The organism is Bryocella elongata (assembly GCF_900108185.1).
Taxonomy (GTDB): domain Bacteria; phylum Acidobacteriota; class Terriglobia; order Terriglobales; family Acidobacteriaceae; genus Granulicella; species Granulicella elongata.
Genome location: NZ_FNVA01000008.1, coordinates 105695 through 128430, shown reverse-complemented (window position 1 = coordinate 128430; position 22736 = coordinate 105695). Strand labels below are relative to the sequence as shown.

The 22736-nt window shown below is 64.6% G+C and carries 19 protein-coding genes; 12 read left to right on the top strand and 7 right to left on the bottom strand.

Annotated features, from left to right (window positions below; genetic code table 11):
* Positions 1–38 precede the first annotated feature (38 nt).
* The gene (locus C4S68_RS20295; protein WP_103934954.1) at positions 39–1466 is read left to right on the top strand and encodes a methyl-accepting chemotaxis protein; all 1428 of its coding nucleotides are present in this window, start codon (positions 39–41) and stop codon (positions 1464–1466) included.
* Between the two features lie 58 nt (positions 1467–1524).
* Here C4S68_RS20295 and C4S68_RS20290 read toward each other — a convergent pair whose 3' ends face one another.
* Together C4S68_RS20290 and C4S68_RS20285 are read right to left on the bottom strand one after the other, a co-directional pair.
* Positions 1525–2055, bottom strand: coding sequence for a hypothetical protein (locus C4S68_RS20290; RefSeq protein WP_200821603.1), 531 nt, complete (start codon positions 2053–2055; stop codon positions 1525–1527).
* A 63-nt stretch (positions 2056–2118) separates the two neighbouring features.
* A complete protein-coding gene (locus C4S68_RS20285; protein WP_103934953.1) occupies positions 2119–2565 on the bottom strand; it encodes a Spy/CpxP family protein refolding chaperone in 447 nt (148 codons plus the stop codon).
* Positions 2566–2760: 195 nt separating this feature from the next.
* On the opposite strand from C4S68_RS20285, the gene C4S68_RS20280 reads away from it, so the two are divergent.
* Together C4S68_RS20280 and C4S68_RS20275 are read left to right on the top strand one after the other, a co-directional pair.
* Positions 2761–3498 (top strand): response regulator transcription factor, encoded by a 738-nt coding sequence (locus C4S68_RS20280; protein ID WP_103934952.1) that lies wholly within the window; start codon positions 2761–2763, stop codon positions 3496–3498.
* Positions 3495–4856 carry a sensor histidine kinase gene (locus C4S68_RS20275; protein ID WP_103934951.1) on the top strand — a complete coding sequence of 454 codons (1362 nt, stop codon included), beginning with the start codon at positions 3495–3497 and terminating at the stop codon, positions 4854–4856. Before C4S68_RS20280 ends, C4S68_RS20275 begins: the two co-directional genes overlap by 4 nt.
* 430 nt (positions 4857–5286) lie before the next feature.
* On the opposite strand, the gene C4S68_RS20270 is transcribed toward C4S68_RS20275, so the two are convergent.
* Positions 5287–6570, bottom strand: coding sequence for an MFS transporter (locus tag C4S68_RS20270; protein ID WP_235011746.1), 1284 nt, complete (start codon positions 6568–6570; stop codon positions 5287–5289).
* A 101-nt stretch (positions 6571–6671) separates the two neighbouring features.
* Here C4S68_RS20270 and mnmA point away from each other — a divergent pair, with 101 nt between their 5' ends.
* Positions 6672–7874 carry a tRNA 2-thiouridine(34) synthase MnmA gene (gene mnmA / locus C4S68_RS20265; protein WP_103934949.1) on the top strand — a complete coding sequence of 401 codons (1203 nt, stop codon included), beginning with the start codon at positions 6672–6674 and terminating at the stop codon, positions 7872–7874.
* 118 nt (positions 7875–7992) lie between these two features.
* Here mnmA and C4S68_RS20260 read toward each other — a convergent pair whose 3' ends face one another.
* The gene (locus tag C4S68_RS20260) at positions 7993–8544 is read right to left on the bottom strand and encodes a hypothetical protein (RefSeq protein WP_103934948.1); all 552 of its coding nucleotides are present in this window, start codon (positions 8542–8544) and stop codon (positions 7993–7995) included.
* 178 nt (positions 8545–8722) lie between these two features.
* Positions 8723–9148, bottom strand: a complete 426-nt coding sequence (locus tag C4S68_RS20255; RefSeq protein ID WP_103934947.1) for a YtxH domain-containing protein — start codon at positions 9146–9148, stop codon at positions 8723–8725.
* A 452-nt stretch (positions 9149–9600) separates the two neighbouring features.
* On the opposite strand from C4S68_RS20255, the gene C4S68_RS20250 reads away from it, so the two are divergent.
* The 6 genes from C4S68_RS20250 (at position 9601) to C4S68_RS20230 (ending at position 15652) form a co-directional block, all read left to right on the top strand.
* Positions 9601–10707 carry a BON domain-containing protein gene (locus tag C4S68_RS20250; RefSeq protein ID WP_103934946.1) on the top strand — a complete coding sequence of 369 codons (1107 nt, stop codon included), beginning with the start codon at positions 9601–9603 and terminating at the stop codon, positions 10705–10707.
* A 489-nt stretch (positions 10708–11196) separates the two neighbouring features.
* Positions 11197–13116 (top strand): glycoside hydrolase family 57 protein, encoded by a 1920-nt coding sequence (locus C4S68_RS20245; RefSeq protein ID WP_235011745.1) that lies wholly within the window; start codon positions 11197–11199, stop codon positions 13114–13116.
* A 66-nt stretch (positions 13117–13182) separates the two neighbouring features.
* Positions 13183–14172: a hypothetical protein gene (locus tag C4S68_RS20240; RefSeq protein WP_103934944.1), complete on the top strand. Its 990-nt coding sequence runs from the start codon at positions 13183–13185 to the stop codon at positions 14170–14172.
* Between the two features lie 10 nt (positions 14173–14182).
* Positions 14183–14833: a class I SAM-dependent methyltransferase gene (locus C4S68_RS20235; RefSeq protein ID WP_103934943.1), complete on the top strand. Its 651-nt coding sequence runs from the start codon at positions 14183–14185 to the stop codon at positions 14831–14833.
* Positions 14834–14939: 106 nt separating this feature from the next.
* Positions 14940–15116: a hypothetical protein gene (locus C4S68_RS23445; RefSeq protein WP_200821602.1), complete on the top strand. Its 177-nt coding sequence runs from the start codon at positions 14940–14942 to the stop codon at positions 15114–15116.
* Positions 15113–15652: a SixA phosphatase family protein gene (locus C4S68_RS20230; protein ID WP_103934942.1), complete on the top strand. Its 540-nt coding sequence runs from the start codon at positions 15113–15115 to the stop codon at positions 15650–15652. The genes C4S68_RS23445 and C4S68_RS20230 overlap by 4 nt, the downstream gene beginning before the upstream one ends.
* Here the strand turns inward: C4S68_RS20230 and C4S68_RS20225 are convergent.
* Positions 15604–17166, bottom strand: a complete 1563-nt coding sequence (locus C4S68_RS20225; protein ID WP_103934941.1) for a Ppx/GppA phosphatase family protein — start codon at positions 17164–17166, stop codon at positions 15604–15606. The genes C4S68_RS20230 and C4S68_RS20225 overlap by 49 nt on opposite strands.
* A 224-nt stretch (positions 17167–17390) precedes the next feature.
* On the opposite strand from C4S68_RS20225, the gene C4S68_RS20220 reads away from it, so the two are divergent.
* Both C4S68_RS20220 and C4S68_RS20215 read left to right on the top strand, forming a co-directional pair.
* The gene (locus C4S68_RS20220) at positions 17391–19397 is read left to right on the top strand and encodes an ArnT family glycosyltransferase (RefSeq protein WP_103934940.1); all 2007 of its coding nucleotides are present in this window, start codon (positions 17391–17393) and stop codon (positions 19395–19397) included.
* The gene (locus C4S68_RS20215; protein ID WP_103934939.1) at positions 19394–21409 is read left to right on the top strand and encodes an ArnT family glycosyltransferase; all 2016 of its coding nucleotides are present in this window, start codon (positions 19394–19396) and stop codon (positions 21407–21409) included. Before C4S68_RS20220 ends, C4S68_RS20215 begins: the two co-directional genes overlap by 4 nt.
* A 95-nt stretch (positions 21410–21504) precedes the next feature.
* On the opposite strand, the gene C4S68_RS20210 is transcribed toward C4S68_RS20215, so the two are convergent.
* Positions 21505–22689 (bottom strand): glycosyltransferase, encoded by a 1185-nt coding sequence (locus tag C4S68_RS20210; RefSeq protein ID WP_103934938.1) that lies wholly within the window; start codon positions 22687–22689, stop codon positions 21505–21507.
* Positions 22690–22736: the final 47 nt, after the last annotated feature.

The following is a 22736-nucleotide window of genomic DNA, read 5'->3' as shown; positions in this document are numbered from 1 at the left end:
CCTGTCGCGACACGGCTGGTGCGCCGATAGAACGCCCTATGGTCGCGCGCTCCAATACTCTCATCGGCAGCCTTTACCGCTGCGGTTCGCTCATGCTGGTGTCGATCCTGATCATGACGGGACTGTTCCTGGCCAGCACCGTCACCTCCCACTCGCTGATTGCGGTCCATGCGGAGAAGCGTTACCTCGCCGCGCGAATGGTGGGTGAGATCCTCGGCATGCGCGCCGACCAGCGCGGCCTCGAGCTCAATAGCCGCAACCATCTGCCGGCCAAGGTCATCCAGGTGCGGGACAGCTTCCGCGCGCACCACGCCAACGTGGTCGCCGCGCAGGAAGCCTATGCCGCGCTGGGCGGCACCGCCGAGGAGGTGGATGCACTGGCCACCGCGAAGGCGGCGCTCGCCGCAGCCAACGACTACGTGGAGAGGCTGATTCCACTCTGCGAGGCGGACGACGCCACCGGAGCCGCCGCGATCTCAGCCGCGAACAAGGTCTCGCCCTTCGACCAGGCCATGGCTCCCGCCAACCAGCTCTCTTCCATAGCGAATGCCAACCTCGAGGCAGCCGCGGCCAGCGCCGACCGCAACACCAGGCTGATGACCGAAGCTGCCACGGTGACAATCGTGGTCGGACTCGTCGCAATGATCTGGGTGTGGCTGACCCTGCGCCGCGGCGCCCGCCGCCTGCTCAGCATCTCCGGCGACATGGAGACCGGAGCCTCACAGGTTGCCAGCGCGTCCATTCAGATTGCGCAAACCTCGCAGACCCTCTCGGGAGAAGCTTCGCAGCAGGCCGAGAAGGTACAGTCCACCTCCGGCAGCTCGTCAGAGGCTGATACCGTCGCGCGTCGCACCTCCGAGGACACGTCCACCGCGATGCAGCTGCTCGATGAGACCTTGACCGAAGTGAAACGCAGCGTCGATCGCGTCGGCGATCTGACCGCGTCAATGGCTCGCATCGAGACCTCCACCGGGACGATCACCTCCATCCTCGCGGCCATCGAGAAAATTGCCTTCCAGACCAATCTCCTCGCGCTCAACGCTGCCGTTGAAGCGTCACGCGCAGGCGATGCGGGCGCAGGCTTCGCGGTCGTCGCCGACGAGGTCGGCCGGCTCGCACAGCTCTGCACCAAGGCCTCCTCAGAGATGGCGGTGCAGATCGACGGCGCCTCCAGGACCACCAGGGAGGGCCGCGAGCGCGTCGATGCCGTGACTAAGTCCATCGGCTCGGTGCAACGCTGCTCCGAGCAGCTGCGCGGCCTCATGGCCCGCGTCAGCACCGGCGCAACGCTCCAGAGCAGCAACCTGCACTCCATCCACAGCGAACTCTCCGTGATGGAGCAGATCACACTGCGCACGGCAGCAGCAGCAGAACAAAGCGCGGCAGCCAGCCAGGAGCTCAGCAGCCAGGCCAGCGAGATGCACGACCTCGCACGATCCCTGCGCGGATTCGTGGGCGCACGCTAGCTCGGCCGAAGGAACAACAACGAGGCCGGCGCCTTCGCGTCGGCCTCACTTCTTGCATCTAATGCGGCGTGTAGGTCTTGGTCGCCGACTTTGTCCTTCCGCCAGCACCGGTCACGGTGCCCGTCGCGGTGCTGGTGCCGTTTCCGTTTCTGGTGTTCGAGCCACTCGCCGAGGTCGTGCCACCCTTCGGGCCGGTCACACTGCCTGACCCGCTCGTCCCCGTCGACGTGCTCGTCACCGTCCCCTGCCCGGAGACCGTGTTGCCATTCGCGCCAGTCACAGAGCCCTGGCCCGAATGGCTGCCGCCGCCGTTGTTGGTCGTCGTGCCGCTGGCCGTTGTCGTGCCGCCCTTCGGTCCGGTCACACTGCCGGACTCGCTGGTGCCCGTCCTGGTCCGGCTCACGCTGCCGTTGCCGCTGACCGTCGCGCCGTTCGCGCTGGTGGCAGAACCCGAGCCGCTGACAGTGTTCCTGTTGCGGCTCGCGGTGCCGGTCGCGGTGCCCCCGCGGGCGCCGGTGACTGTCTGCTGAGCAAACGCTGTGGTGGCCAAAAAGCACGCCGTGGCACAGAGAAGAGTAAACCGATTCATACGTATCCCTTTCTTGTTTCGTAAGACTCTCGCGGTTGTAACTTCCTTCGTAGACATCGCACGCTAGAACTGGTTCTGCAGTGCGCTGAGGCGGTCCACCAGCTGCGAAACCCGTTCAGCACGCATCTCCTGGAGCTTCTCGCGCTGCTCCGGTGTCAGCACCTGCAGCACCTCGGTGCGGATCTTCTCGCGTTCGACGAGCACATCCTCGGCTGTGCTCTCATGCGCCTTAGCAAAGGCACGCACCTGAGCTTCATCGAAGCCGGGCTGCCCCTGCAGCTCTTCGTTCAGCGCATGCACGCGTCGTGCAAGATCCACGATGACAGGCTGTTCGGTCTTGACGATGCCGCGAATCTGTTCCCTCTGCCCGTCCGTCAATCCGAGGCGATGTTCCATGCGGCGCAGGACGAACTCCTGGGCGCGAGCCCCGGGCTCCTGGGCGCCAGCGGCGAAGACGGCCGTGGCCACAACGGCCCCGGCGCATGCGATGGTGATAGCGGTACGATTCATGATTCTCCCTTCCTCCCGAATGGTGACGCCGGATTCAGCTCCGGCACTCTGTCCATGGTGAGAAGAACACGAGTTGTGCAGCCCGCGATGTATGGAAGTGTCAGCGTGCGAACCGCCCCGTGTGCGACCCTCGAGGCATGCAGTTCCTTACAAATCGGGAGCGCGCGCCCGCTCCCGTGATGGGAGACTGAAGGGATGAGCCCGACGTCGCAGCCAGTGGAACCACAAAGAAACGTCACGGCGTTACCGCGTGTACTCATCATCGACGACGACCGCGCCTTGTGCTCATCGCTCGAGCGACTGCTGCGTCTCGAAGGCTACGAGGTCGCGCTCGCGCATACGGCGCCAGATGGCCTCGAGCGCGCCATCACCGAGCCCTATGACCTACTTGTCCTCGACGTCATGCTGCCCGGCGGCGATGGCCGCGTGCTCCTGAAGAAGCTCCGCACCACCTCCGAGGTCCCCGTCATCATGCTCACCGCGCGTGGCGACGAAAAGGACCGCATCCACGGCCTCGAAGCAGGCGCCGACGACTACCTTCCTAAGCCCTTCCACGTGCGTGAGCTGCTGGCGCGCATGCGCTCCGTCCTCAAGCGACGCATGGCAACGCCGGCGTCGCCGCAGCTGGTTAAGCTTGGGGACCTTGAGATCGATCCCGGGCCGCGCCTCGTCCGTCGCGATGGCGAAGACATCACACTGACCGGAACCGAGTTCGAAATCCTTCTTCTCCTGGTCAAGTCCTTCGGTCGCGTGGTCACGCGCGACGAGATCGCCGAAGCTTGCCTGGGCCGCACCATTGGGGCCTTCGACCGAAGCGTCGATAACCACATCAGCAACCTGCGCAGGAAGCTTGGAGCCACGTGGCAGGATAAGGAACGTATCCAGAGCCTGCGCGGCTCGGGCTACATCTACACCGCAGGGGACAGCGCATGAGACTGTTGAGCTCGCTCTACGCGAAGATCTTCGGCTGGTTCTGGCTCACCTTGATCGTCGGTGGGCTGCTCGTATTCCTTCTCACCGTCTTCACCGGCGCGCAGCCGCTCGGCCGCCGTTGGATGCGTCTCACTCAGGGCCTCTATGCACACAGCGCGGTGGACTTCTACGAGACTGGTGGCGATGCTGCGCTCGCGCGCTACCTCGACACACTGCGCGACTCTTCCGCACTCGACGCGCACCTGCTCGACGAACAGCATCACGACGTCCTCAACCGTCCACTGACACCAACGCTGCGTTGGCTCATCGCTGCAAGCGAGTGGGAGCACGGGCCGGTCTTCCACCTCGGCCGCATCTGGGGCGCGGCAACCCCTTTGGAATACAACGGTCACCACTTCCTCTTCGTCATGCAGGCGCACCCCATGCAGGGCTTCATCGATGGCACCGTGGCCTTTCCGGTACTCACACGAACGCTGCTCGCAGTGCTCATCGCTGCTGGGTTCTGTGTCATCCTCACGCGGCACATCGTCGAGCCCGTGCGTGCCATCCAGGCAGGCGCTTTGCGCCTTGCTGGCGGCGACCTCCGCACTCGCGTGATGCCGGCTGTGGCCCCGAGGAACGACGAGCTCGCCGACACCGCACGTGCCTTCGACCAGATGGCCGAGCGCATGGAGTTGCTCATCGAAAAGCGCCAGGAGCTGCTGGCAGACATCTCCCACGAGCTCCGCTCGCCGCTCACGCGCATGTCCGTCTCTCTCGAACTGCTGCGCCGCGGCGCTACCGATGTGCTTCCGCAGATGGAGGCCGACGTCGAACGCATGAACGAGATGATCGGCCACATCCTGCTGCTGACAAGGCTTGACCTGCAGCCTCCGCGTGCGCATCTTGCTGAAGTTGACCTCGCCGCAATGGTCGAAAGCATCGCGCGGGATGCCACCTTCGAAGCCCAGCGCGAGGCCAATCGCGAGCCCAAGCTCGTCACCGTGCGAGCGCCACAGCGATGCCTCGTGCGCGGTGATGCCGGGCTGCTTCGCTCCGCCATCGAGAACGTCGTTCGCAATGCACTCCGCCACACCGCTCCCCACACTACAGTAGAGATCGCGGTGGGCCGACTCGTGGGAGGTTCTGGATGTGAGATCGTCGTAACCGACCAGGGCCCGGGCGTGCCCGAAGAAGTGCTGCCCTTCCTTTGCGATCCCTTCTACCGCGTCTCGCAGGTCCGCGAGCATGAGCATGCCGGAGGAGGCCTCGGGCTCTCCATCTCGCGCCGCGTCGCAGAGCTCCATGGCGGCTCAATCACCCTGGCCAACCGTTCCAACACCACGGGTCTAACGGTTCGCATCAGGTTCGCGTACTAAGCGACCGATCTGCAACCCTGCAGACAGGAATAGGTGGTGCAGAGCTGCAGCTCTGCACCACCTATGAGAAGTCTTGTAAGCCATCGTCTTCGTTGCGCCCGGTTCAGGTCACACCGCGGGAGGGAGTTGATGCAGGGCCGGTGTTACGAAGCTTTGTTGCGCAGGGATGGTAGGTGCAACACCGGCCCGGCAGATCTGACAGAGCAGTTCAAAAAGCCCGCACAGGTCGGAAGGTCAAAGAACGGCCTGCAGAACACTGCGCCACAAGACTCTAAGTTGGTGTCTCAATCGCCAACACTTCTATCGGCGCTAAGGCGAATGTTTTCAGTAGAAGCAAATCAGATTTTCGTGCCATCGCGTGTGTTTCTCTTTGGGACTGGACGCCGCGCACGAAAGCTGTTGAGCTCTCAGCCATCGCTGTGTGCGGCCGTCACGCCGGCTCCTGCTCATGACGCGAAACCTTCATCAGCGCTTCGGCATGAGTGCGGCTGTAGCCGGTGAGGTGCACAAACCCGGCCATGCCGATCAGCCCCAGCGCGAGCAGGCAGACACCATCCCAGCCCCACCGCGACCACGCCTGCGAAGCCAGCGCCGAGCCCACCGCTCCACCCGCAAAGTACATCGTCATGTAGATCGTGTTGAGGCGGCTGCGATACTCCGAGCCCAGCCCGAAGATCCGGGTCTGGTTGGCAATCTGCATCATCTGCGCTCCCGTATCGAGTGCGATGACACCGATGAAGAGCGCGACCATGTGCACCATCATCGAAACGTGGGGCTTCTCGACCAGCCACAGCCACAGATAGCTTCCCGTGAGAACAATGCCCGCCACGGTAACCACCACGCGCGTTCCACGCTTGTCGGCCAGCTTACCCGCGATAGGAGCGACGAACGCACCCGCAGCTCCGACCAGCCCAAAGGTCCCCGCCACGGCAGGTCCCAGGTGGTGGTGCTCCTCCAGCATGAATGCGAGGGTCGTCCAGAAACAGCTGAAGGAACCGAAGGTCAAAGCGCCGAGCATGCTGGCTTCCCGAAGCAGCGGCTTGGTCCTCACCAGTGTCCACAACGAACGCATCGCGTGGCTGTAGGTGAGCGGCTCACGTGGCACCACCCGAGGCATGTACTTCAGCACGATCGGCACAAAGGCCATATTCAACAACGCAGCGACCAGGAAGACCGCCCGCCAGTTGGACAACCTCGCCAGCCAGCCCGCGAAGGTGCGCGCGAGAAGCACTCCCAGCAGCAAGCCAGTCATCACGGAGCCAATGGCATGGCCGCGACGCTCCGGTGGCACCAGGTCGGGGGCCATCGGCAAAGCCACATGAGTCACCGACGCCAGCACGCCAATCAGGGCACTGGCCACGATCATCCAGATCAGGTTTTGCGCGAACGCCGCCAACACCAAAGCCAGAGAAACACCGGCATACATCCGGGCCATCAGCGCGCGGCGCTCGGCCACATCCCCGAGCGGCACGAAGAACAGCAGCCCGACGGCGTAACCCACCTGCGTGGCGACGGCGACAAAGCCCATCTCCCGCGGCGCGGAACCGAAGCTCGCGCCCATCACCAGCAGCAGCGGCTGGTTGTAGTAAATCGACGCGACCCCGACAGCACACGCAACCCCTAGAAAAACAAGGGCCCATCGTCCGGTCATCTTGTGGGGCGAAGCATTGTCCATGGTGCGCAGGGGCGGGAAGAAACCGATTTGAGTGTACACACCTCTGACCGATCCTGTCAGACCGATCCCGACTGTCAGGGACAGGCAGATGCCGAAGTCCCTCTTGTCCTGCCAAGCGGACTATCATAGAGGCTGGGACGATGCCGCTCGATTGCTCCATCTCGATACCAGACATCGCCGACATCGCGGCGGCGCCGGACTGCGTCTCGACGGACCTGCTTGCGCCCGACGCCTCACTCGACGCTCCGGTCGCGATCGCCATGTCGGGCGGCGTGGACTCCTCCACCGTCGCAGGAATGCTGCAGGCCACCGGAGCGCCCGTCATCGGGCTGACCTTGCAGCTCTGGAACCAGCGCCGCCTTGCCGGCCGTCACGGACTTCCCGAAACATCACAGGGCCGCTGCTGCTCCATCGACGATGTCTATGACGCACGCCGTGTCGCCGAGCAGCTCGGCATCCCCTATTACCTCGTCAACGCGCAGCAGCGGTTCGAGGACGAGGTCGTCCGCCCCTTCGTCGACGAGTACCTCGCCGGGCGCACGCCAATCCCCTGCACGTTGTGCAACAACCACCTCAAGTTCGACCAGCTTCTGCTGACCGCCCGCCAGATCGGAGCCGAGCGCATCGCCACCGGGCACTACGCCCGCAATCGCTATGACGCCGAGCGTGGCCGCTGGATCCTCTCCCGCCCCGCCGACAAGACCAAGGACCAGACCTACTTCCTCTTCGGACTGACGCAGGCCCAGCTCTCGCGCACACTCTTTCCGCTGGGCGAGATGCAGAAGCCCGCCGTCCGCGCCCTCGCCGCCGAGCAGGGCCTCGAGCTCGCGCAGAAGCCCGACTCCCAGGAGATCTGCTTCATCCCCGGCGGAAGCTACTCAACCTTCCTCCAGGCTTATCTCGAAGAACAGGGCCGCACCATGCCAGACAGCTCCGGCGAGCTTGTAGCCGAAAACGGCGAGGTCATGGGCGCCCACGCCGGCATCCACAGCTTCACCGTGGGCCAGCGCAAGGGCATTGGCATCGCCAGCGCGGACCCGCTTTACGTGCTCAAGATTCATCCCGACTCGCACAAGGTCGAGATCGGCGCAGGCGAAGCGCTGATGTCCTGCACCCTGCGAGCGAACCGGCTGAATTGGATCGCAATCGCCGCGCCCGCCGAGCCGATTCGCGTGACCATCAAGATCCGCCATCGCCACGAGCCCGCCTGGGCCACGCTGCGTGTCATCGGTGAGGATGAGATCGAAGCGACCTTTGACGAACCGCAGCGAGCCATCACGCCCGGCCAGTCTGCCGTCTTCTATGACGGAGACGATGTCGTGGGCGGCGGCTGGATCTTCTAAGTCTCATCGACAAAGATAATCGGGCTTCGAGCTCCGGAGCGACCTGCAACAACTCGCAGCTCCCAGCCCGAAACCCGAAACTCGAAACTCGATCAATCCTTCTCTTGAAACTTCCGGCCTAGTCTCGCGATCCGAAGGGGAACCGGGAGATCAGCGTCTCGATTCCGGCCTTCACTCCCGCCACCAGACCGACCACCTGACGCAGCGGCATCCGAATCCCCTGCTGCACCGTGGCGGAGATGTCCTCGGTCGCTTCCATGGCGTCGGTAACGATGGCATCGGCACGGGCGACCTGCACCCGGGTACGCGCGTTGATCTCTTCCACTGTGCGATTGACCTGCGTCAACGTCACGCCCAGCTCATCCACCTTTTCGCGAGCCGTGTAGCTCAGCTGCTCCACGTTCTCGCTGATCGTGCGAACCTTCGGAGCGAGGTCCTCCAGCATCAGATTCGTCTTCTCGAGGATCGGGACGGTCCTCTGCTCTAAGGAGTTGCCGAGTTTGTCCAGCCGCTGCAGGAAGCGGTACGCATAAAACGCCACCGCGACCACGCCTGCGGCTTGAAACCACAGAGCCAGCGCAATCAGCCCCACAAAGACGCTCGCCCAGTGCACGTCGCGGTGGGATTCCACCTGCAGCATCACCATCGCCACACTGTTCACTTCCAGCATCTCCAATAGCTCCTTCTCAGCTGATCCTGCAATGCTTTGGGTGCGACCACGCCACCCGGTACGTTCTTCCTATTGTCGCCCATCTGCGGACAGCAGATGGGCCACGCCAGGCGCTCATGACGAAGGGCCGGACTTGCCGCCCGGCCCTCGCAGTCCTGAATCCCACCAGAGCCGGATCTTAGCTCTCTGCGATCTCGCTGGTCTTGGCGACGTACGCTTCCTTGCCCGCCTGCACCGCTTCGTTCACGGCATCGGCCTGGTTCTGGATCACGCCCTTGCCCTTCTCGACATACTGCGACAGCTGAGTCTTGCCCTTGTCGTAAAACTCGGTGCCCTTCTCCACGTACTCGCTGGCCTTCTGCTTGCCCTGCGCTACGTACTGGGTCACCTGTTCGCGACCCTGGGCAACATACTGCCCTACCTGTTCGCGGCCCTGGGCATACGCCTGGTTGGCGCGATCCTTCGCTTCGAGCGCGCCGGCTACGAGGTCATCGCGCGTCTCTTTGCCGGACTTGGGCGCATACAGTACACCCACCAGGGCGCCAATCCCCAGACCCGCCAGGAACCAGCCGAAGTTGCCCACTCCGTTATCGTTGTCAGCCATTCGAGTCCTCCATCTGCTACAAAATTTTGCTGCGAAACCTTTGTCCGCGTTCGGCCACGTGTGGCCGACGCCCTGTGCTGCCTATGAGATGCACATCCCGCTGGCCCGGTCCCCCGAAGGTTGACCACCAGCATACGTCACCGCGGAGACACCCGGCGGTGACAGCGCGACCGGTCGTAGAAAGCACCGCATCTCACCCGCCATTCTCTGGATGCCCAAAGACACGTCTTTGGATGCCCGGAACCCGCAATGGACGCCGTACCCGTAGCTATTCGGTTTGGCCCACTGGCTCCCGGATCGGCCCAGGTGAGTCACGGGCTGAGATTCGAGGCACAAAATCATCATTCCGGAGGTAGCGGCTTTCTCATCGTTGGAGCATCCTATTCCTCATCGGAGAATCAGGCCGCGCAGCCGCGCGGTACCATCCGGACTTCCGCTGGAGATCGTTGCCTATGACATTGAAGACTGCCCTTCCTCACTCGTTCCTGCCGATGCACCGCACCGCAAGCGTACGTCGAACCCTCACCGCCGTGGCGCTTCCCGCTGCGTTGGCGATGCTCGTCACCGGCTGCACGAAAAAGCCCATCGACGACGCGACGCTGACCACGAACGTGCAGTCCGCGCTCAGCGCAGACGCGGTCATCGGCAAGCAGCCTGTGCAGGTAGCCGTGCAGGGTGGCATCGTGACCCTCACGGGCAACGTCAGCGATGACACCGCCAAGCAGGTCGCGGCGCAGGATGCAGCGCGCGTGGCAGGCGTGAAGGAGGTCGTGGACAGCATGACCGTCGCCGGCGTGGCCGTGGCTCCCACCATCACCGAGGCCGCCCCCGCCGCTTCCAGCTCCAGCGCATCGCCGGCGCCTCCGCCGATGCCGCGCCCCACCACCCCGGCCGAGCGCGCCGCCATTGCGAACCATCAGCCGCTTCCGCAGCCGCTGCCTCCGGCCCTGGTCGCCTCGGCGCCGCAGCAGCCCCTCGTGAAGACGGTTCACGTCGCCGCAGGCCGCGTGATCCCCATCCGCATCACCGAGTCCCTCAGCAGCGAGACCACCCAGCCCGGCACGACCTTCCACGGCGTCGTGACGCATGAGGTCGACGCCGATGGCATGCTCGCGATTCCTGCAGGGTCCGCCGTCACCGGCACCGTCACCGACGCGAAGGACGCAGGCCACTACAAAGGCAACTCCCTGCTGTCCCTCACGCTTGACTCCATCCGCATTCGCGGCGAGCGGGTCCACGTCGTCACCGATGCCTACAGCGTCGAGGGCAAGGGCCGCGGAAAGAACACGGCCGAGAAGATCGGCGGGGGCGCCGCCGTTGGAGCCATCCTCGGCGGCATCTTCGGCGGAGGCAAGGGTGCTGCCATCGGAGCCGCCGCAGGCGGCGGTGGCGGCGCTGTGGTCCAGGGCGTAACACGTGGTCAGCAGGTCAGTATCCCGTCCGAGACGGTGCTGCACTTCCACACCATCGACCCGATCGCCGTCCAGACAACCGAAGTCCCCTATCCCGACCAGAACCCCGACGCTGCCCCGTCGGAGCCAACCCTTCAGCCACGCTAACGTATTGCCGTCACCACTCCACATCCGGGGCTGAACAAGTTTCGGATGTGGAGTTTTTCCCTTTCTGCGAAGATTTCTCGAAAGACTGAGCGATCAGCGCACGACTTTACGTGACACAGGACCCGGCCTGTGCGTCTCTTAAGACATTGGCGTGTCGATATCGGCGTATGGGTATCTCCGCGTTGCTTTGTCACGGGCCAGTGAGAGATCCGCAGCCTGATAAGAATCTCAGCCTGCGCAACTCGCTGTCTCCTTTCTCAGTAGCATCGCCCGGGCATCGGCCATCGTGGGGCCCGGAAGATGCCCAACGCTTCGTGCAATCGCACGCGACGTAATCGGCGCAAGACGCATCCAAGCGACAGGTAACGCGGCAGGCTTTCAACGACGCACAACAGGGACTGCTCGAAGCTGACACTCCAGCCCTGCATGATTGCGCCATTCAGGCTGCTGCATGGAAGCTCCTTACAACCTCGGAAGGAACCTGCTGCCTTGCACCTGCACGACCCTGAGATCGAATCGGAAACCGGCAGCCGCGGCTACCTGAGCTTCACCCTGCACGCTCATCTCCCGTGGGTGGTGAACCATGGCACCTGGCCCCACGGCATGGAGTGGCTGCACGAAGCAGCTGCAGAGACGTATCTGCCCCTGCTGCGGATGCTCGAGAACCTCGACCGCGACGGCATCGCGCTCAAGTGCAATCTCAACCTCTCGCCCATCCTGCTGGAACAGCTGGCGCACCCGTTTTTTCAGGCCGAGTTCCCTCGCTACCTCGAGCGCAAGATCAGCGCCGCTCGCGAGGATGAGTCCTTCTTCCTCTCGAACCACGAGCACGCCTACGCCGTCACCGCGCGTTACTGGCAGCGCTTCTTCGCCGCGGGCCTCGAACAGTTTCAAGAGCTCGGCGGGCGAATCCACGAAGGCTTCCGGCGCTTCCATGAGCGCGGCTCGCTGGAGATCCTCACCTGCGCGGCGACGCACGGCTACCTTCCCTTGCTCGGAACGGAGGAGAGCCTCCGTGCCCAGGTCCGGCTCGCCATCCAAGCCCATGAGCGCCATCTTGGCCTGACACCGCGCGGCATGTGGATTCCCGAGTGTGGCTATCGCCCCGCAGGCGAGTGGGCCTTCCCTGTCGCGCGTGCAGATGGCCAGCCATTCGGCCCCGCGTTCTCGCGACTCGGCATCGAGGAGATCCTCGGCGAGAGCGGCCTCGAGTTCTTCCTCGTGGATTCACACATCGTCGAAGAACCCTCCGCCCGCGTCGACGCGGTCCGTGGCGAGGGCGCTGCCGCTGCAGCAAGGTCCAGCCGGCCTTCGGCAGTCGGCAACTCCCGGCGCCTCGCCCAGGCGCCGCACCGCAGGCTCTACCAGCCGTACTACGTCGGAAGCGCCGGGCAAGGACACAGCCCAGTCGCCGTCTTTCCCCGCGACCCGCGCACCGGCCTCCAGGTATGGTCCAGCGACAACGGCTATCCCGGCGATGCGATGTACCTCGACTTTCACAAGAAGCGTTGGCCCGGCGGGCACCGCTACTGGCGCGTCACCGGCGCGGGCGTCGACATTGCGGACAAGCAGCCCTATGACCCCGAAGCGGCGAAGGAACGCATCCACAGCCACGCCTCGCACTTCGTAGATCTCGTCTGGAAGACGCTGGAGCCAGCCTTCAACGACGGCGTGCCACCGGTGCTCTCTGCGCCGTTCGACGCAGAGCTCTTCGGCCACTGGTGGTTCGAAGGCCCACAGTGGCTGGAAGAGGTCGCACGCATCCTCCACACCGAGCCCACCGGCCTGGAGCTGGTCTCCGGCTCCAGCTACCTCGATCGCGACAAGCCGGCAGCGACCATCCAGATGCACGAGGGAAGCTGGGGCGCCGGCGGCAATCACCAGGTATGGCTCAACACCGAAACCGAGTGGACCTATCGTGAGCTCTATGCCGCTGAGGTAGCAGTCCGTGAGATCTGCGAAGCCGGTCCCGGCCGTGTCGCTGGTCCTCAACGCGAGATGCACCACCGCGTCCTGCAGCAGCTCTGCCGTGAGCTGCTCCTGCTCGAATCCTCGGACTGGCAGTTCCTCATCACCACCGGCGCGGCCCGGGACTACGCCGAGCAACGCTTCCGGGGCCACTTCGGTGAGTTTGAAGAGCTGCGGTCGATGCTCCGCGTCCTCGCGGAGGGCGTCGATCTCACGGAAGCGCAGCTCACACGGCTAGCTGGCATCGAAGAACGCGACAGCATCTTCCCCGAGATCGATCCCGGCCTGTGGTGCCGCGCGACACAGCCTGTGCCCCATACGACTCTCATCCCTGACGACGATTTCACCGCGCTCGAACCGGAGCTTGAAGAGGACCGCGCGACCGTGATCGACGGCGTCGCTGGCGAACTGCCCAAGTTCCGCACCCACGGAGAGGCGTGACGGCCGGCAGCATATGCGCGAAAGCATGACAACCGTCGCGCGACAGGTTGAAATAGAAGCAGGCCTTTGAACACACGCGCCCTCTATCCTCCGGCCAGCCAGCTTCGCGTATCCACGCAATCGGCCCCACTGCGCGTGTCGGTTCTGGAACGCTGGCACCTGCTCTCACTCGACGCTCCCTGCGTCGCGACGCTGTGGGTCTGGTTCCTCGCACATATCGCTGGCGTTCCCACCACCGCCGCGACCCTGTCCGCCATGTTTCTGGCCGTATGGATTCTCTACGCTGGAGACCGCCTCCTCGACGCTCGTGCCGCGTTCCGCGGTGTCGACGCGGCACTCGAAGCCAGGCACCTCTTCCACGCGCGCCATCGCCGAGGCTTCCTCACGGCCATCGCCGTCGCGATCCCCACCCTCGCAATCGCACTGGCGCTGATGCCCCACCCCCTGCTGCACGCATACTTCGCCTTGGGCTTCACTCTCGCTGTCTGGCTCGGCGTCATCCACACCAGCCGCAGCCCGGCGCGCTTGCCCAAGGAGTTCGCCGTCGGGCCCTTCTTCGCGCTAGCTGTCGGGCTCCCAGCCGCATTCGCCGGAGCCAACCCAGGCGTCATCGCGGTCTCCATGCTCTCCTGTGCCGTCATGAGCGCAGCAAACTGCCTCTTCCTGCTCTCCTGGGAATCCTGCACGCCCCCTCAGCATCACCCCGTCCGGGCAAGCTCTGGAGGCAAGCGCCCCCGCATGTTCTCCGGAGCAGCCATTGCAGTCCGGCACCTTCAGCCGCTGGCCTCCGCCGCGGTCGTGCTGTGCGTCGCATTGGCCATCTCACTGGACATCGTCTCCCGGAACCTCGCCTCACGCTCCGCAGGTGCCCTCGAGCGTTCGAGCCTCCTCGCTCCGCTCACCTGCGGATTAAGCCTCTCGTTGCTGCTCCTCCTGCACCGCGTACGGCATCGCTTCGCTCCCACCACGCTGCGCGCCCTGGCGGACTTCGCCCTCCTCACGCCACTGGTGACGCTGCCGTTCGCCGCTCCCCTGCTGCGCGTACTGGCGCGATAGAACGTTCCTTATGGACTCCCAGCCGAACTTCGACCGTATCGCGCACCTCTATCGCTGGTCGGAGTACCTTGCCCTCGGCCGCCTGCTCGAGCAGGTCCGCTTCCACCTTCTGCCCCGCTTGCAGGACCGCACGAATGCCCTGGTCCTCGGCGATGGCGACGGCCGCTTTCTCGCCCGGCTGATGACGCAGAACCCTGCGCTGCACGCAACTGCCATCGACATCAGCGCGAAGATGCTCGACCTGCTTCGCGCTCGTTGCCTGCGCACCAGCCCGGCCGCCGGCGCGAGGCTCCACACGCTCCGCACCTCCGCGCTCGAGGCTGACGCGCCTCCACAAACGGACCTTATCGCCACCCACTTTCTGCTCGACTGCCTCACCCAGCAGCAGGTCGATGAACTCACGCAACGGCTCGCCGCACAGGTACAGCCCGGCTGCCTCTGGGTGGTGTCGGACTTCGAGGTGCCGCAATCTCCCGTGCTGGGCTTCTTCGGGGCGCTCTACGTCCGTACGCTGTACCTCGCCTTCCGCATGCTCACTGGACTGCGCGTCACGCATCTCCCTGACCCGCAACAAGCACTCGCCGCTGCAGGCTTCGCACGCATCGAACGACAGGAGCGTCTCGGCGGGCTGCTCTACACCGAGCTTTGGGTGCGGCTGTGATCGCGGTCACGTTTAACGCCATGCAGCGGTAGAATGGAGAGTCAGGAGCCGCAGCGAATCGGCCTCATCCCTGCGGCCCAGCCAGCAAATTGCGGTCGAGGAGAGCATGAGCGACGATTTCGAGACCGGACGTCCCGCGCCGCATCTGCCCACAGATGCCCTGCCCGATCCCGAGCCAGCAGCGCCCTCGCTGCCGGAGCCCGATCCCGGCATCTTCCAACCGGATCAACCCCCAGCCGCTGAGCCCAACACCTCGGCGACTGCAGAGAACAAGACACGATGAATCTGTACATGCTTCGACATGCGAGCGCCGGTGTGCGCCGCCTGAATCCTTTGCTCGACACCCGGCGTCCGCTGGATAAGGAAGGCAAACGCCACTCCCTGCAGCTGGCCTACGTGCTGAACTCGCTCAAGGTCAGCTTCGACATGGTGATCTCCAGCCCCCTCAAGCGCAGCCTGCAGACCGCACAGCTCGTAGGCACAGAGACCGGCTACGAGGCCAAGGTCCTGCGCTCGACGGCGCTCGATCCGTCTGCAACCTTCGACCAGTTCCAGCGGCTGCTGCGCGAGTGCTCCGCCTATGAGAACGTACTGGTCGTGGGCCACAACCCCAACATCACCTCGTTCGTCGGACAGCTCCTCGTGGGCCCGAACGGCGAGCGCACCACCGCGCCGGTACGGCTGCGCAAGGGCACCATCGGCCGCATCTCCCTGCAGCGCGGCCAGGCCACGCTGCAGTGGCTGCTCGATCCTCGCGTCGTCGCCGCGCTCTACGCTACCTCGACGAAGAGTGCGCGGCGGAAGACCTCCAGGAAGTAATCCGCTTCCTTGCGCAGCGACCACTGCTCGAGCTCTGCTCCCCCGCGGGCGCCGTGGATCTCGAGGATGACACGCTTTGGATACACTCGCGCCGTCATCCGCAGCGCCGCCGTGGCCTGATCCTGGTTGAGAGCCTGCACCAGACGCAGCAGCATCACCGCGCGTGCGACATGCGTGTGCTCATCGAGGGGAATCGCACGCATGGGCCTGTCCATCGAGTCCGGACGGCTCTTGCCCTGGTAGCGCGCAATCGCGGCCACGATCGCGCGCTGCTCCGGCGAGAAGCCGAAGATATCGGAGTTCGCGATGATGTACTGCGTGTGCCGATGATGCCCCTGGTGGTTCATGTACTTGCCCACGTTCTGCATCATCGCCGCGGCTTCCAGCCACGTCTTGTAGTCGTCGGGAAGCTCATGCACGCGCTGCAGCTGATCGAACAGCTGTGACACCTGCACACGCTCGGCCTCCTGCTTGCGCGCGTCCACCCCGTAGCGCTTGCATAGCTGCAGCACACCTTCGCGCCGCTCGTTCTCCACCGTGCGATGCACACTCGCACGCGTATCGACGTCCGCGAGCATCTGCGCCAGCACACCATCGCGCAGGCTCCGTGCCGAATAACGGAAGCCCTTCAGAGCGAAGCGCTCCAGCAGCATCGCGTACACCTGCGCGCCGCCGACGATGATCTCCGAGCGCTTCGGCCCGATGCCCGGGAAGTTCGCGCGCTGCTCGTTGGTCATCTTCATCAGCTGGTCCGCAACCAGCCGCACGTGTGCCGTCGGAACGATGTCGGCCTTGGCCCGCGCAGCCGCAGTCAGCGCCCGCTTCTTTCCCTTCGCGGCCGATGCTGCAATCGATCGGCTCGCCTCAGCCAGCGCCGAGGCCGTGCCCGAGGTCGCGATCACCAGCGCCACCCGCGGCTGCCCCAGCCTGCGCTCACCACGCTCCAGCTCCCGCCCGATGTACTTCCGCAGGCCCGCGATCTCTTCCTTGCCCGGAGGGTCCGTGTGCATGAACTCCTGCTGCAATCGCACCGCTCCCAGTGGCATGCTCACCATGGACCTGATCCGGCCCGCCTCGGAGAGCGTGACCTCGCAGCTTCCGCCGCCGAGATCGATCATCAGGCACCGGCCCTTGGCGCCTGGCTCATGCGTCACCACGCCAAGATGGATGAGACGCCCCTCTTCCAAACCGGAGATGACCTCGACGTTCCAGCCCGTCGTGCTCTTCACCCACGCCCGGAAGGCCTCCGAGTTGCGCGCATCGCGCATGGCACTGGTAGCCACCACACGCACGCGGTCGACGACATGCGTCTGGGTCGCCTTCTGAAACCGCTTCAGCGCCTTGATCGTCAGGTCCATCGCTTCGGGCGAGATCATTCCCGTCTCGAAGACGCTCGCGCCCAGCCGAACCACCTCACGCTCCTCGTAAAGCATCTTCAACCGGTGCTGTTGCACCGAGGCAATCGCAAGCCTGCAGGAGTTCGAACCGATATCGATGGCCGCAAAGGTGGGCATAGAGAGGACAGTCCCCCGCCGGAGAGGTTCATCCGGCTCATAAGCAAGATACATGGAAGCCGTGGCGAACCTGTGGCCCGGATCCGCAGCTGTTCGATATCAGCAACGCCTCGATCGATCTCCAACTTCGCCCGCCGACTCCGATATCCTAAAAGAGGCCGCAGATCTCCCGCCGCGAGGGCCCGCGAACCTTCTTGGCTCGCTCGCGGCACACGTGACGGAGCATGGCGACAAACGGCCTCGAAAGCCCCCTGAACACAACCTCGCGCTCGACTCCAGGGTCAGCGTCCTGGCGAAACCTGGTGTTTCTGCTCCTGCTGTGGGCAGCGATCTACGCTGCCGCGGTGCGGACACCCCCTCTGCTCGACGATGCCGATGCCACGCACGCACAAGCCGCACAGGCCATGCTGCGCACGCACGACTTCGTCATCCTGCACGTCGACGGCGTGCCCTATCTCGAGAAAGCCCCTCTGCCGTACTGGCTCACCGCGCTCAGCCTGCACTTGTTCGGCAATGGCGCTCTCGCCGTGCATCTGCCTCTCGCGCTGACGATCCTTGGGCTCGCCTTGCTCGGGTGGCAATGGTCGCGTCTCGCCTGGGGAGAGCTCGTCGGGCTGCTCGCAGGCCTGGCGACGCTCACCAGCTTTGGCGTCTTCCTCTTCACGCGGGTCTTTATCCCCGACGCTCTGCTCTCACTCCTCCTCGCGCTCACGCTCTACCTCTTCCTGCGCGCGATAGACTCGGGTTGCCGCACGCCGCGTCTCCACGCCTACGCCGCTTGGGTCATGCTTGCGCTCGCAGTGTTGACCAAGGGCCTCGTCGCGCTGGTCTTCGTCGGTGGAGCTGCCCTGCTCTACCTCGCCATCACGCGCGACTTCACGAGGCTCTATCGCCTCAAGCTCGGCTCGGGCCTGCTGCTGTTCCTCGCCATCGCCGCACCCTGGCATGTGCTCGCAGCCCTGCGCTATCCCGAGCGCCCCGGCCAGCACGGATTCCTTTGGTTCTACTTCGTCAACGAGCACTTCCTGCGCTACATCGGCCAGCGCCAGCCGCGCGACTACAACAAGCTCCCCGCGCTGGCCTACTGGCTGCTGCACCTCGTCTGGCTCTTCCCCTGGAGCCTCTTCGCTCCCGCTTCGTTGCTCCTCTGGTGGCGAGAGCGCAACGCAGCCACCGATGCTCGCGAACACGAACTCTCCCGCTTTCAACTTGCCCGCCACAAGCGCGCGCCCGCCAACGAGCCCAGCTTCACCCGGCGCACCGAAGCCCTGCTCACGATCTACGCCGCACTGGTGCTCGTCTTCTTCGCCTTCTCGACCAACCAGGAGTACTACACGCTTCCCGCCTATGTGCCTATACTGATGCTTCTCACCGCGCCACTCTCGCGCAGCATGGCACATAGACCGCGCTCCCTCGGAGTGAGAGCACTCTTCGCCGCGCACGCACTCTTCGTTATCTTCGGAGCAGCCGCGGCAGCTATCCTCGGCTATGCGCTCTGGACCTCACGTCATGCAACGGCAACCAGCGACATCGGCGCCTTGATGGCCCGCCGCGACGTAGGCGGCTACACGCTCTCCATGTCACACTTCTTCGACCTCACCGCCGGAGCCTTTGCTGCGCTGCGCCTTCCAGCCCTGGTCGCCGCAACTTCCTTTGCCCTCGGCCCGGCCGTCGCACTCTGGCTCCATGTGCGTACGAAGCGCACCGCCTCACTCATCGCGGTCACGCTCACCAGCAGCGCCATCCTCATCGCCGCGCACGTTGCGTTCGTCCGCTTCGCTCCACTGCTTTCCTCCTATGACTTCGCACAGAGCATCCGCGAGCTGCAGCAAGCCCATCAGATCGAGCCAAAGACCCAGGTCATGCTCTTCGGCGACCAGGCCGGAGGCTCGTCGATTCCCTACTACCTCGATCAACATGTCCTCCTCGTCGATGGCCGCTCGACCTCCATGCTCTTTGGCAGCACCCTTCCCGATGCAGCTCCGGTCTTCCTGACACACGACCAGCTGAAGTCCACCTGGGGAACCGGCAACCGCAAGATTCTGTTTGTCCCCGACGGCGAGCAGACCCACGTGGAGGCGCTGCGCCTCAGCCCGCGCTACCTCCTCATGACCGAATCCAGCAAGAGCCTCTACACCGACCGTCCTCTCGCGACGCCCTCGACGCAAGCCTCATTGACAACGCTGGGCCGCATAGCCGAAGCTCAGCCTGTCCTCCGGAGCACTCCATGACCCTCCCTCAGCGCCGCTGGCGCTGGCCCTCTCTTGCGTTGCTCACCTGCGTATGGGGTGTGCTGCAGCTCGGCGGGCTCTTCAGCCCCGGCCTGCTCGACGACGTCGACTCCGTCTACACGCAGATCGCGCGCGAGATGCTCGGCCGTCACGACTACGTCACCCCGTACATCGATGGCATCCGCTTCTTCGACAAGCCGCCCCTCATGTACTGGATGGCTGCCGGCTCGATGAAGATCTTCGGCCAGCATGACTGGGCTGCGCGTCTTCCGCTCGCGCTTGGCGTGCTCCTGCTGCTCTTCGCGGTCTATGCGCTGGGCATCCGCTTCTTCGCCGGCCTCTCGCCACAGGACGCACCCGACCGCGGCGGCCTCTACGCTGCACTTGCCGTCGCGACCTCCATCGGCCCCTATCTCTACACGCGCTTCTACATCCCCGACATCCTGCTCGCGCTGTGGATGACGCTTGCCATACACCTCTTCCTCATCGCGCTCGATCGCCTGCGCGAGGCCCGCTCGGCCATCGTCCCCATGCTCGGCTTCGGCGCCGTCATGGGCATCGATGTGCTCACCAAGGGCCTCATCGGCCTCGTCTTCCCGGTGGGCTTCGTGCTGCTGTACCTCGCGTTCACGCGGCGCCTGAAGCTGCTCGCAAGGCTCAGTGTGGTCCCCGCAACGCTCGCGTTCCTCGTCGTTGCCGCGCCGTGGCACATCCTCGCCGCGCTTCGCAATCCTCCCGTAGCGATGCCCGCGGGACTTGGCCTGCCCGCCCGCGCTGGCTGGGCGTGGTTCTATCTCTACAACGAGCACGTGGCCCGCTTCCTCGGCAAACGCATCCCGCACGACTACGGCCAGGTACCCATCCCGCTCTTCTGGCTGCTGCTCTTCCTTTGGCTCATCCCGTGGGCCGCGTTCCTCCCCGCGGCTCTGCGCAACGCGTGGCGCACCCTGCGCGCACCGCAGGACACCGCCGTCCGCTTCGACTCCGACCTCCACGCCAGCCACGAGAACTCTCTGCAGGAGCGGCTCACCGCAGTCCGCCACGAGGCTGCACTCACCTGCATGCTCTGGGCCGGCATCGTGCTTGGCTTCTTCACCGTCTCCTCGCGGCAGGAGTACTACCACCTGCCCGCGATTCCCGCGCTCGCTCTGCTCGCAGGTGGTCTGCTCGCCGCAGCCGACCGCAAGCGTACCCACGATCCGGGTGCCCCACGTCTCGATTCTGAGACGTTGGATCGCACGGCCCCATACGCCCAGGCCCTGCGCGGCGCGCTCTACATGCTGGTACCGTTGGGTACCATCCTCTTCCTCATCTGCGGAATCCTGGCGATCATCTCTCCCGCACCCAAGCCCGGGCTCACGCTGAACGATGCCCTCAGCTCCAACCCGGAGCTGTACAACCTGTCGCTGGGCCACGTCTTCGATCTCACCGGCAGTGCGATGGGCTTCTTCCGCGGGCCGCTCCTCGCGGTCTCTCTGGGCATGCTGGCGCTCGGCCCGATCGCTTATCTCGTCCGCCGCAAAGGCTTTCCCTTCGCCGCGAACCTCGCCGTCGCCGGTGCCATGACCATCGTCCTGATGGCCGCGCACGAGGGCCTCGCGCGCTTCTATCCCATCCTCGGCTCCAAGGACCTCGCCGAAGCCATCCTAAGCGACGATCCGGCACAGAAGACGCCCGTGCTCATCGACGGCGAACTGACCTCCGGCTCCTCGCTGCTCTTCTACTTGAACAATCCCGTACTGCTCGTCAATGGCCGCATCAACGGCCCATGGTTCGGCAGCTTCTGGCCGGATGCCCGCCCCATCTTCCTGACAGACGATGACCTGATGCAGTGGTGGCACAATCGCACGCGTGTCTACGTGCTCACCTACCACCCCGATCAACGCGTGCCGCAGCTTTGCCAGCAAGGCCCGGTCTACAAGGTAGCCGACAGCGGAGGCAAGACCATCCTCCGCAACAGCGCGCCCGGACAAGCGACCAAGGCCAGCCAACCCAACCTCTGCAGCCACTGACCTGCTAACCCGCTAACCCGCGGACTCGCCGACCAGCTAACGCCGAAGGCGCTAACCCGCAGGGCTACCGCGAAGCGCTAACGGCGAAGCCGCTGCTAGCTGGGCTCTTCCACTCGACCGCCGTCCTTCAGCTTATAAACCTTGCCGCGATAGTAAAAGTTCTCACCACCATAGCTGGCAGCCCACAGCACGCCACCCAACAAGTCGCGCAGGGGGTAGAGCAGTGTGTGCTTAAGCCACTTGTTATCGGCCAGCACTCCAAGAACCGCGCCCGCGAGCACCACGCGGTTCGCAGCCATCAGCAGCAGCCACATCACGCCCAGTGCTGCATGGCCGGAGAGCAGTCCCCACACCAGCCCCATCATCCCAAACGGCATCGCAAACGTGAGCCCCGTGCCCAGGTGTCCCCATGGTCGCGAGCGCCGCGTGCTCTGCATCCAGCGGAGCTGGTTGCGGAAGCTCAGCCAGAAGGGAGAGTCCTGCACCATCAGGCGAATCGTGTGCGACGCCATACGCACGCCATAGCCCTTGGTCGCCAGGCGATTGCCCAGCACAAAGTCGTCCGCATAGAACTGGCCCAGCTCATCGAACCCGCCAACGAGCTGGAAACCTTCCTTGCGCAGCACCTGAGTCGCGCCCAGCGCAAACTTCGTGCCTTCCAACATCGTCGCCACCAGTACGCCCGAGCTCATCTCCACGCTCTTGCCCACCGCATCCAGCTGCGACGAGAAGCCCGCGCCCTCATGCGCCGTCCCCAGGTACAGGCAGGAGGCCAGCATCATCTTGGGGTCGGCCAGCATCTGCACCAACCGCTCAAGATAGTTCGGCTGCACCCGCACATCCGCATCGCTGGTCACGTACGTCGCGTACTTCGCGACGGAGTCCAGCTTGGCCAGCGAATACACCTTGGCATTATGGAACTTCGGCATCGGTTCGCCGCAGGTGACGTAACGCGCCTGCACCTGCGGATACCGTTGGCCCACCCGCTGCGCCAGCTGCAGTCCCTCATCGGTCGGCTGTCGTGCGCAGAACAGCAGCTCGAAGTCAGCGGGATACTGCTGCTCGAAGAACGTCTCGAGGTTGCGCTCGAGCCCCTCCTCGGTGCCATGCAGCGGCTTCAGCACGCTGACGGGAGGAAGATACGTCGCGGGGGCGTGCTCCTCGCGCTGCTTCCTGATGCCAAAGCGGATCGCCGCCACCAGCACCATGCCGCAGTAGATGGAAGAGGTCACGCTGCCAACCAGCGCCACCCAATAGAGGACATGTAGGAGAATCTGCATCCGAAGAATTATGAGGTTTCCCGCATCCAGAATTTATGGAGGCGGCC